Here is a 10578-nt window from a genome sequence, read left to right on the forward strand (position 1 = left end):
CTCGGTAGTGGCCCCCGGGCATGGTCCCCGGGAGCTTCGATCGAAGACCGGCCCGCCACGACACCGCTTCTCCCGCACCGTCCGCGTGCCACACGGGCCCGCGGACGCAAAGACGAAACGTAGGAGAAACCGCTAGTGGAGAACGAGACCCACTACGCCGAGGCCGTCATCGACAACGGCGCCTTCGGCACCCGCACCATCCGCTTCGAGACGGGCCGCCTGGCCCGCCAGGCCGCCGGCTCCGCCGTCGCCTACCTCGACGACGACACGATGGTGCTGTCCGCGACCACCGCGTCGAAGAAGCCCAAGGACCAGCTCGACTTCTTCCCCCTCACGGTGGACGTCGAGGAGCGGATGTACGCCGCCGGCAAGATCCCCGGCTCCTTCTTCCGCCGCGAGGGCCGCCCCTCCGAGGACGCGATCCTCACCTGCCGCCTGATCGACCGCCCGCTGCGCCCCTCCTTCAAGAAGGGCCTGCGCAACGAGATCCAGATCGTCGAGACGATCATGGCGCTCAACCCCGATCACCTCTACGACGTGATCGCCATCAACGCCGCCTCCTGCTCCACGCAGCTGGCCGGCCTGCCCTTCTCCGGCCCGATCGGCGGCACCCGCGTCGCCCTGATCAAGGGCCAGTGGGTCGCGTTCCCGACGCACACCGAGCTCGAGGACGCCGTCTTCGACATGGTCGTCGCCGGTCGCGTCCTGGAGGACGGCGACGTCGCGATCATGATGGTCGAGGCCGAGGCCACCGAGAAGACCATCGAGCTCGTCAAGGGCGGCGCCGAGGCGCCGACCGAGGAGGTCGTGGCCGCCGGTCTCGAGGCCGCCAAGCCCTTCATCAAGGTCCTCTGCAAGGCCCAGTCGGACCTCGCCGCCAAGGCCGCCAAGCCCGAGGGCGAGTTCCCGATCTTCCTCGACTACGAGGACGACGTCTACGCCGCCCTCTCCGACGCCGTCCGCGGCGAGCTCGCCCAGGCGCTCACCATCGCCGGCAAGCAGGAGCGCGAGGCCGAGCTGGACCGTGTGAAGGCCGTCGCCGCCGAGAAGCTCCTCCCGGCCTTCGAGGGCCGCGAGAAGGAGATCTCCGCCGCCTACCGCAGCCTCACCAAGGCCCTGGTCCGCGAGCGCGTCATCAAGGACAAGGTCCGCATCGACGGCCGCGGCGTCACGGACATCCGTACGCTCGCCGCCGAGGTCGAGGCCATCCCGCGCGTGCACGGCTCCGCCCTGTTCGAGCGTGGCGAGACCCAGATCCTGGGCGTCACCACCCTCAACATGCTCCGCATGGAGCAGCAGCTGGACACCCTCTCCCCGGTGACCCGCAAGCGCTACATGCACAACTACAACTTCCCGCCGTACTCCACCGGCGAGACCGGCCGCGTCGGCTCCCCGAAGCGCCGCGAGATCGGCCACGGCGCCCTCGCCGAGCGCGCCCTCGTGCCGGTCCTGCCGACCCGCGAGGAGTTCCCCTACGCGATCCGCCAGGTGTCCGAGGCCCTCGGCTCCAACGGCTCGACGTCCATGGGCTCCGTCTGCGCCTCCACCATGTCGCTGCTCAACGCCGGTGTGCCGCTCAAGGCCCCGGTCGCCGGCATCGCCATGGGCCTGATCTCCCAGGAGATCGACGGCGAGACGCACTACGTCACCCTCACCGACATCCTCGGTGCGGAGGACGCCTTCGGCGACATGGACTTCAAGGTCGCCGGCACCAAGGAGTTCGTCACCGCCCTCCAGCTCGACACCAAGCTGGACGGCATCCCGGCCTCCGTCCTGGCCGCGGCCCTCAAGCAGGCCCGCGACGCCCGCCTCCACATCCTCGACGTGATGATGGAAGCGATCGACACCCCGGACGAGATGTCCCCCAACGCCCCGCGGATCATCACCGTGAAGATCCCCGTGGACAAGATCGGCGAGGTCATCGGCCCCAAGGGCAAGATGATCAACCAGATCCAGGAGGACACCGGCGCCGAGATCACGATCGAGGACGACGGCACCATCTACATCGGTGCCGCCGACGGCCCGGCCGCCGAGGCCGCCCGCGCCACGATCAACGGCATCGCCAACCCGACCATGCCGGAGGTCGGCGAGCGCTACCTGGGCACGGTCGTCAAGACCACCACCTTCGGTGCCTTCGTCTCCCTGCTCCCGGGCAAGGACGGCCTGCTGCACATCTCGCAGATCCGCAAGCTCGCCGGCGGCAAGCGCGTGGAGAACGTCGAGGACGTGCTCCCGGTCGGCTCCAAGGTCCAGGTCGAGATCGCCGAGATCGACCAGCGCGGCAAGCTCTCCCTCATCCCCGTGATCGAGGGCGAGGAGAACGACACCGAGAAGGACGCCTCCGACCAGTGACGTCCCGCAGTTCCGCGACGACGGCCCGCCCCTCCACCAAGGGGCGGGCCGTCGCCCGTACCCAAACGCTTCTGCCCGGCAAGGACGGCATCGGCACCGTCCGCCGCACCACCCTCCCCGGCGGTCTCCGCGTCGTCACCGAGACCCTGCCCTCCGTGCGCTCCGCCACCTTCGGCATCTGGGCGCACGTCGGCTCCCGCGACGAGACCCCCACGCTCAACGGCGCCACCCACTACCTGGAGCACCTCCTCTTCAAGGGCACCAAGCAGCGCTCCGCCCTCGACATCTCCGCCGCCATCGACGCGGTCGGCGGCGAGATGAACGCCTTCACGGCGAAGGAGTACACCTGCTACTACGCCCGGGTCCTCGACACCGACCTGCCGCTGGCGATCGACGTCGTCTGCGACATGCTCACGGGCTCGCTCATCCTCGACTCCGACGTGGACGCCGAGCGCGGCGTCATCCTCGAGGAGATCGCGATGACCGAGGACGACCCCGGCGACATGGTCCACGACCTGTTCGCGCAGACCATGTTCGGCGACACCCCGCTGGGCCGCCCGGTCCTCGGCACCGTCGACACCATCAACGCGCTCACCCGCGACCAGATCGCCCGCTTCTACAAGAAGCACTACGACCCCACCCACCTGGTGGTCGCGGCCGCGGGCAACGTCGACCACGCCACCGTCGTACGGCAGGTCCGCCGCGCCTTCGAACGCGCCGGCGCCCTCGGCCGCGAGCAGGCCACCCCGATCGCCCCGCGCGACGGCCGCCGCACCCTGCGCACCGCCGGCCGGGTCGAGCTGCTCGGCCGCAAGACGGAGCAGGCCCACGTGGTCCTCGGCATGCCGGGCCTGGCCCGCACCGACGAGCGCCGCTGGGCCCTCGGCGTGCTGAACACCGCCCTCGGCGGCGGCATGTCCTCCCGCCTCTTCCAGGAGGTACGGGAGAAGCGCGGCCTGGCCTACAGCGTCTACTCGTACACCTCGGGCTTCGCCGACTGCGGCCTGTTCGGCGTGTACGCGGGCTGCCGGCCCAGCCAGGTCCACGACGTGCTGCGGATCTGCCGGGACGAGCTCGACAAGGTCGCCGCCGACGGCCTCACCGACGAAGAGATCGCCCGTGCGGTCGGCCAGCTGTCCGGCTCCACCGTCCTCGGCCTGGAGGACACCGGGGCGCTGATGAACCGCATCGGCAAGAGCGAGCTGTGCTGGGGCTCCCAGATGTCGGTCGACGACATGCTGGCCGCGATCGCCGCCGTCACCCCCGACGAGGTGCGCGAGGTGGCCCGCGACGTGCTGAACCAGCGGCCCTCGCTCTCGGTGATAGGCCCGCTGAAGGACAAGCAGGCGAACCGCCTCCACGAAGCGGTCTCCTGACCGCACGAGTCACTCATCGAGTCACTCACGAGTCACTGAGGGAAGAGAGCAATGAGCAAGCTGCGCGTGGCGGTCCTCGGAGCCCAGGGCCGCATCGGCTCCGAGGCGGTCAGGGCCGTCGAGGCCGCCGAGGACATGGAACTGGTCGCGGCCCTCGGCCGCGGCGACAAGCTGGAGACGCTCGTCGAGGCGGACGCCCAGGTCGCTGTCGAGCTGACCACCCCCGCCTCGGTCATGGGCAACCTCGACTTCTGCGTGCGCCACGGCATCCACGCGGTCGTCGGCACCACCGGCTGGACCGAGGAGCGCCTCGCACAGCTGAAGGGCTGGCTCGACCAGTCCCCGCAGACCGGTGTCCTCATCGCCCCGAACTTCTCCATCGGGGCCGTCCTCACCATGAGGTTCGCGCAGATCGCCGCGCCCTACTTCGAGTCGGTCGAGGTCGTCGAGCTGCACCACCCGAACAAGGTGGACGCCCCCTCCGGCACCGCCACGCGCACCGCCCAGCTGATCGCCGCGGCCCGCGCCGAGGCCGGCCTGGGCGCCCAGCCGGACGCCACCACCACCGCCCTGGACGGGGCGCGCGGCGCGGACGTGGACGGCGTCCCGGTGCACGCCGTACGCCTGCGGGGCCTGCTGGCCCACCAGGAGGTGCTGCTCGGCGGCGAGGGCGAGACCCTCACGATCCGGCACGACTCCCTGCACCACTCCAGCTTCATGCCGGGCATCCTGCTGGCCGCCCGCCGCGTGACCACCGTCCCGGGCCTCACCTTCGGCCTGGAACACTTCCTGGACCTGGGCTGACGGCCATGGGCGGAAAGATCACGTACGTCTTCCTCTCCACCGTCCTGGTGCTGGTCTTCGGGGTGGTGGCGATGGAGGGCGTCCTGCTGCTCCTCACCGGGGAGCCGGCCGCCATGGGCATGGGCGCCATAGCCTTCGTGCTGCCGGTGGTCGGCGCCTGGTTCCTGTGGCAGAACACCCGCTTCGCCCGCCGGGCCAACCGGCTGGCGGCGGAGCTGGAGGCCGAGGGCGGGCTGCCCGTCGACGAGCTGAAGCGCACCCAGGGCGGCCGCATCGACCGCGACTCGGCCGACGAGGTCTTCGCCCGGCGCAAGGCCGAGACGGAGGACGCCCCGGACGACTGGCGCTCCTGGTTCCGCCTGGCGGTCGCCTACCACGACGCCCGCGACACCCCGCGGGCCCGCAAGGCGATGCAGCGCGCGATCACCCTGCACGAGTCGGCCCGGGCGCGCGCCTAGGCCCTGTCCGGAAAGTTTCGCCTGGCTCGCGGTGTCTGGCACGCACGCCCCCGTGGCCCTGCGGGCACGGGAGGTGCCCCCGTGCCGCGTTGTCGTCGGTCGCCATGGCACGCCATGTCTCCGCCCCCTCGGCCTGGCGGCCGGGGAGGTGCCCCCACCTCCGCCGTGCGATCGCACGCACCAGACACCGCGAGCCCTGCCCTGCGGGCAGACGACGCCACTTTCCGGACAGGGCCTAGCCGCGCCGGACCCGCGAGCACGCGTACGCCGGCGCCCCTGGGGACGTGTCCCTAGTGGGCGCCGGCGTACTCCGCGTTCCAGGCCTCGACGGTGTCCGCGGCGCGGTCGAAGGCCTCGACGCGGGAGAGGAAGTCGGCGTTGTGGTCGGTCAGCAGCGCGATCTGCTCGCCGCTTCGCCGTACGAGGACCAGGGCCTGGCCCTGGACGGTGCGGGGCAGCCCCAGCCAGCGCACCGGCTGCTGGACCGTGCGCACCCCGCCGGCCTGGCTCCAGGGCAGGGTGGTCGTGGTGAGGAAGCGGACGTGCCGCAGACCGGCCCGGCTGACCCAGACGCCCATCCGGAGCATCCGCAGCGCCACGGCGATGATCAGCGCGGCGAAGCCGAAGGTGAACAGGGCCCCGCCGGCCGCCCCGGCGACCGCGATGATCACGGCGGCGAGCAGCACGAACGAGGCCAGCAGCAGCGCGAGGGCGGCGAGCCCCACCCGCCACGGCCCGGGCCGGTACGGCCGTCGCCACTGGTCGTGGTCGGCGAACGGCAGCGCGATGTCCTCGTCCGCGTCAAACGCGCGGTCGGCCGTCAGGAAGGGCAGGGGCACGACAGGTCCTCACTCACAAGCACGTTCGGTGGCTGTGCCCGGTGAGGCTACCTCAGCGGTCCTCGGATGCCTCGGACTGATGCTGCCGGGCGCCCGCGTCCCCGCCGCCGAGGGCGGGCATGCCGAAGACCAGGGAGCCGACGAGTCCGGCGACGACGGTGAGACCGAGGAGGGCGCGGCCGACGTACTGGGAGGCGGTGAGACGTTCCTTCGGCGGGGGAGTGACGTTACTGCGGAACTGCTCGGTCTCCGCGACGAACGCGAACGGGACGGCCTCTCGCCGGGACGGCATGGTCCACTCTCCTGGAGTGCGGTGCGGTGGGTGTCGGTCGTCTCTACAGACGAGCGGGAGGGCGCTTTGGTGCCGGTTTTTCATCAAAGCGGCGGAATCTCATCCTCGAGTCGTAGGGGGACGAGTCCTGGATAAAGTGGGCGACTGCAATCAGCCTGCTCGGAAGGATCACCGGTGCCCGACACCCCCGCAGACAGCGACCTGAAGATCGACATCCGCAGTGATGTCACCGTTGACCTGGTCAGGAGCGCGGCGACCGACTCCGACGTCCTCTGGGCGGCCCGGGTCTCCACGGCCGGCGAGCAGTCGCTCGAGGAGCTCCAGAAGGACCCCGAGCGCTCCAAGGGCCTGATCAACTTCCTGATGCGGGACCGTCACGGCAGCCCCTTCGAGCACAACTCGATGACCTTCTTCATCAGCGCCCCGATCTTCGTCTTCCGTGAGTTCATGCGGCACCGGGTGGGCTGGTCGTACAACGAGGAGTCGGGCCGCTACAGGGAGCTCCAGCCGGTCTTCTACGTGCCGGACGCGGACCGCAAGCTCATCCAGCAGGGTCGCCCGGGCAAGTACGAGTTCGTCGAGGGCACCCCGGAGCAGCACGAGCTGACCGGCCGCGTGATGGCGGACTCGTACCGCCGGGCGTACGCCACGTACCAGGAGATGCTGGCGGCGGGCGTGGCCCGCGAGGTCGCCCGTTCGGTCCTCCCGGTGGGCCTGTACTCCTCGATGTACGCCACCTGCAACGCGCGCTCGCTGATGCACTTCCTCGGTCTGCGCACCCAGCACGAGCTGGCCACCGTCCCGTCCTTCCCGCAGCGGGAGATCGAGATGGTGGGCCAGAAGATGGAGGAGCACTGGGCCCGGCTGATGCCGCTGACCCACGCCGCCTTCAACAAGAACGGCCGGGTGGCGCCGTAGCCCGGACGCGGGGCGCGCGACGGGGGCGCACAACAGGGGCGCACATAAGTACGAACAACCCTGGCGAAGTGTCCGTATTGCGGCGTTTCGTGAAGTTCATCTAGGCTGATCAAACGGACCCGGCACTGCTTGAACCCCCGAGCAGGCAGTGCCGGGCTCCCCTTATCGCGTCCCCCGAGGGGACCCCCGGCGCTGAGCAGCGAGTAGCGTGTTACCCATGGCTCCGATCTCCACTCCGCAGACCCCCTTCGGGCGGGTCCTCACCGCCATGGTCACGCCGTTCACGGCGGATGGCGCACTCGACCTCGACGGCGCCCAGCGACTCGCCACCCACCTGGTCGACGCCGGCAACGACGGCCTCGTCGTCAACGGCACCACCGGCGAGTCCCCCACCACCACCGACGCGGAGAAATCGCAGCTCGTACGGGCGGTACTGGAGGCGGTCGGCGACCGCGCCCACGTCGTCGCCGGCATCGGAACCAACGACACCCACCACACCCTGGAGCTCGCCCGCGCCGCCGAGCGCGACGGCGCGCACGGCCTGCTCGCCGTCACGCCGTACTACAACAAGCCCCCGCAGGAGGGCCTCTACCGGCACTTCTCGGCCATCGCCGACGCCACCGAGCTCCCGGTGATGCTGTACGACATCCCCGGCCGCAGCGGCGTCCCGATCGACACCGAGACCCTCGTCCGGCTCGCCGAGCACCCCCGGATCGTCGCCAACAAGGACGCCAAGGGCGACCTCGGCCGCGCCAGCTGGGCCATCGCCCGCAGCGGCCTCGCCTGGTACTCCGGCGACGACATGCTCAACCTCCCGCTGCTCTCCGTGGGCGCCTGCGGCTTCGTCTCCGTGGTCGGCCACGTCGTCGCCCCCGAGCTGCGCGCCATGCTCGACGCCTACACGTCCGGCGACGTCCGCAAGGCCACCGAGATCCACCAGCGGCTGCTGCCGGTCTTCACCGGCATGTTCCGCACCCAGGGCGTCATGACCACCAAGGCCGCCCTCGCCCTCCAGGGCCACCCGGCCGGCCCGCTGCGGCTGCCGCTCGTCGAGCTCTCCGCCGAGGAGGTCGCCCGGCTCAAGGTCGATCTGACCGCCGGCGGGGTACAGCTCTGACACCAGACTTCACAACCGAAGATCCGTAACTGAACACGCGTAAATGAACAGTCGTAACCGAACACCCGTAACCGAAGACACACAGCAAGTGCACGAATGTCATGCGCGCCACGTGCCGAGCCGGTACGTGGCGCGTGTGGTGAGGAGAGACTTTTGAGCCATCCGCATCCTGAACTCGGCGCCCCGCCGAAGCTGCCCAAGGGCGGCCTGCGCGTCACCCCGCTCGGTGGCCTGGGCGAGATCGGCCGGAACATGACGGTCTTCGAGTACGACGGCCGCCTGCTGATCGTCGACTGCGGCGTCCTCTTCCCCGAGGAGGAGCAGCCGGGCGTCGACCTGATCCTGCCGGACTTCACCACCATCCAGGACCGCCTCGACGACGTCGTCGGCATCGTCCTGACCCACGGCCACGAAGACCACATCGGTGCCGTGCCCTACCTGCTCCGCCTGAAGCAGGACATCCCGCTCATCGGCTCCAAGCTGACGCTCGCCCTCATCGAGGCCAAGCTCCAGGAGCACCGCATCCGCCCCTACACCCTTGAGGTGGCCGAGGGGCACCGCGAGCGGTTCGGCCCCTTCGACTGCGAGTTCATCGCCGTCAACCACTCCATCCCGGACGCCCTGGCCGTCGCCATCCGCACCCCCGCGGGCATGGCCGTCCACACCGGCGACTTCAAGATGGACCAGCTCCCGCTGGACAACCGCCTCACCGACCTGCACGCCTTCGCGCGGCTGAGCGAGGAGGGCATCGACCTCCTGCTCACCGACTCGACGAACGCCGAGGTCCCGGGCTTCACCGCACACGAGCGCGACATCTCCAACGTCCTGCGCAACGTGTTCGCCAACGCCCAGAAGCGCATCATCGTGGCCAGCTTCGCCAGCCACGTGCACCGCATCCAGCAGATCCTGGACGCCGCCCACGAGTACGGCCGCCGGGTCGCCTTCGTCGGCCGCTCCATGGTCCGCAACATGGGCATCGCCCGCGACCTCGGCTACCTCCGGGTCCCGGCCGGCCTCGTCGTGGACGTGAAGACCCTCGACGACCTGCCGGACGACGAGATCGTGCTGGTCTGCACGGGCTCCCAGGGCGAGCCGATGGCCGCACTCTCCCGGATGGCCAACCGCGACCACCAGATCCGGATCGTCCCCGGCGACACCGTGATCCTGGCGTCCTCCCTGATCCCCGGCAACGAGAACGCGGTCTACCGCGTGATCAACGGCCTGACCCGCTGGGGCGCCAACGTCGTCCACAAGGGCAACGCCAAGGTCCACGTCTCGGGCCACGCCTCGGCCGGCGAGCTGCTGTACTTCTACAACATCTGCAAGCCGAAGAACCTCATGCCGGTCCACGGCGAATGGCGCCACCTGCGCGCCAACGCCGAGCTCGGCGCGATGACGGGCATCCCGAAGGACCACATCGTCATCGCCGAGGACGGCGTCGTCGTCGACCTGGTCGACGGCCGCGCCCGCATCACCGGCAAGGTCCAGGCCGGCTACGTGTACGTGGACGGCCTCTCGGTCGGCGACGTCACCGAGAGCTCCCTCAAGGACCGCCGCATCCTCGGCGAGGAGGGCATCATCTCGGTCTTCGTGGTCGTGGACACCTCCACCGGCAAGATCGTCGGCGGCCCGAACGTCCACGCCCGCGGCTCCGGCATCGAGGACTCCGCCTTCGACGCGGTGCTCCCGAAGATCGACCAGGCCCTGAACAAGTCCGCCCAGGACGGCGTGGTCGAGCCCCACCAGCTCCAGCAGCTGATCCGCCGCACGGTCGGCAAGTGGGTCTCCGACACCTACCGCCGGCGCCCGATGATCCTCCCGGTGGTCGTGGAGGTCTGACGGTCCGTCGCGTACGACCCGGAGGGGGGCGCCTCGATTTGCATCGGGGCGCCCCCCTCCAGTACGTTTACGGCTCCGCCAGAGGGGAAGCCCCCGGCACCGCCGTGTGCCAGGAGCCCGAACCGGGAGGCGGGAAATCCGACTCAGAACTTCTGATAAAGTCGGAACGCGCCGGAAGGCCTCGAAAGCGAAAGCAATCGGGACCGGAAAGCACCGAGGAAATCGGATCGGAAAGATCTGATAGAGTCGGAAACGCAAGAACGAAGGAAGCGCCCGGAGGAAAGCCCGCGAGGGTGAGTACGAAGGAAGCGTCCGCACCTTGAGAACTCAACAGCGTGCCAAAAATCAACGCCAGATTAGTTGATACCCCGTCCATCTTCGGATGGTCGAGGTTCCTTTGAAAAAAAGTCCACCCCTTTGGGGTGGCGCACAGCGAGGACGCTGTGAACAGTCGGCCTTATTCCGGCCGAGCTGTTCCGCTCTCGTGTGTGTTGACCCGATTACGGGTAAACATTCACGGAGAGTTTGATCCTGGCTCAGGACGAACGCTGGCGGCGTGCTTAACACATGCAAGTCGAACGAT

Annotated in this window: 9 protein-coding genes and 1 rRNA gene; 8 read left to right on the forward strand and 2 right to left on the reverse strand. The window is 69.7% G+C overall.

All coding sequences use genetic code 11. The annotated features are described in order from the left end of the window. Positions 1 to 135: 135 nt before the first annotated feature. Genes ACIGW2_RS07265 through ACIGW2_RS07280 form a run of 4 tightly spaced genes read left to right on the forward strand, consistent with a single transcriptional unit; the run spans position 136 to position 4990 of the window. Positions 136 to 2352, forward strand: coding sequence for a polyribonucleotide nucleotidyltransferase (locus ACIGW2_RS07265; protein WP_356072857.1), 2217 nt, complete (start codon positions 136 to 138; stop codon positions 2350 to 2352). Further along, a complete protein-coding gene (locus tag ACIGW2_RS07270; protein ID WP_391656859.1) occupies positions 2349 to 3728 on the forward strand; it encodes a M16 family metallopeptidase in 1380 nt (459 codons plus the stop codon). The genes ACIGW2_RS07265 and ACIGW2_RS07270 overlap by 4 nt, the downstream gene beginning before the upstream one ends. A 51-nt stretch (positions 3729 to 3779) precedes the next feature. Continuing rightward, the gene (gene dapB, locus ACIGW2_RS07275; protein ID WP_356072852.1) at positions 3780 to 4532 is read left to right on the forward strand and encodes a 4-hydroxy-tetrahydrodipicolinate reductase; all 753 of its coding nucleotides are present in this window, start codon (positions 3780 to 3782) and stop codon (positions 4530 to 4532) included. Positions 4533 to 4537: 5 nt separating this feature from the next. Then, positions 4538 to 4990 (forward strand): hypothetical protein, encoded by a 453-nt coding sequence (locus ACIGW2_RS07280; RefSeq protein ID WP_356072849.1) that lies wholly within the window; start codon positions 4538 to 4540, stop codon positions 4988 to 4990. A 290-nt stretch (positions 4991 to 5280) separates the two neighbouring features. Here ACIGW2_RS07280 and ACIGW2_RS07285 read toward each other — a convergent pair whose 3' ends face one another. Continuing rightward, positions 5281 to 5829 carry a hypothetical protein gene (locus tag ACIGW2_RS07285; protein WP_391656860.1) on the reverse strand — a complete coding sequence of 183 codons (549 nt, stop codon included), beginning with the start codon at positions 5827 to 5829 and terminating at the stop codon, positions 5281 to 5283. A 52-nt stretch (positions 5830 to 5881) separates the two neighbouring features. Beyond that, positions 5882 to 6121: a hypothetical protein gene (locus ACIGW2_RS07290; RefSeq protein WP_361586019.1), complete on the reverse strand. Its 240-nt coding sequence runs from the start codon at positions 6119 to 6121 to the stop codon at positions 5882 to 5884. 174 nt (positions 6122 to 6295) lie between these two features. Between ACIGW2_RS07290 and thyX the strand changes: the two genes are divergently transcribed. The 4 genes from thyX to ACIGW2_RS07310 form a co-directional block, all read left to right on the forward strand. Further along, positions 6296 to 7039: an FAD-dependent thymidylate synthase gene (thyX, locus tag ACIGW2_RS07295; protein WP_356072842.1), complete on the forward strand. Its 744-nt coding sequence runs from the start codon at positions 6296 to 6298 to the stop codon at positions 7037 to 7039. A 217-nt stretch (positions 7040 to 7256) separates the two neighbouring features. Then, positions 7257 to 8156 (forward strand): 4-hydroxy-tetrahydrodipicolinate synthase, encoded by a 900-nt coding sequence (gene dapA, locus ACIGW2_RS07300; protein ID WP_399841671.1) that lies wholly within the window; start codon positions 7257 to 7259, stop codon positions 8154 to 8156. A 153-nt stretch (positions 8157 to 8309) separates the two neighbouring features. Then, positions 8310 to 9995: a ribonuclease J gene (locus ACIGW2_RS07305; RefSeq protein WP_356072836.1), complete on the forward strand. Its 1686-nt coding sequence runs from the start codon at positions 8310 to 8312 to the stop codon at positions 9993 to 9995. 513 nt (positions 9996 to 10508) lie between these two features. After that, positions 10509 to 10578, forward strand: a 16S ribosomal RNA gene (locus tag ACIGW2_RS07310); the annotation flags it as partial.

The organism is Streptomyces sp. NPDC053541 (assembly GCF_044544705.1).
In the GTDB taxonomy this organism is placed as follows: Bacteria; Actinomycetota; Actinomycetes; order Streptomycetales; family Streptomycetaceae; genus Streptomyces.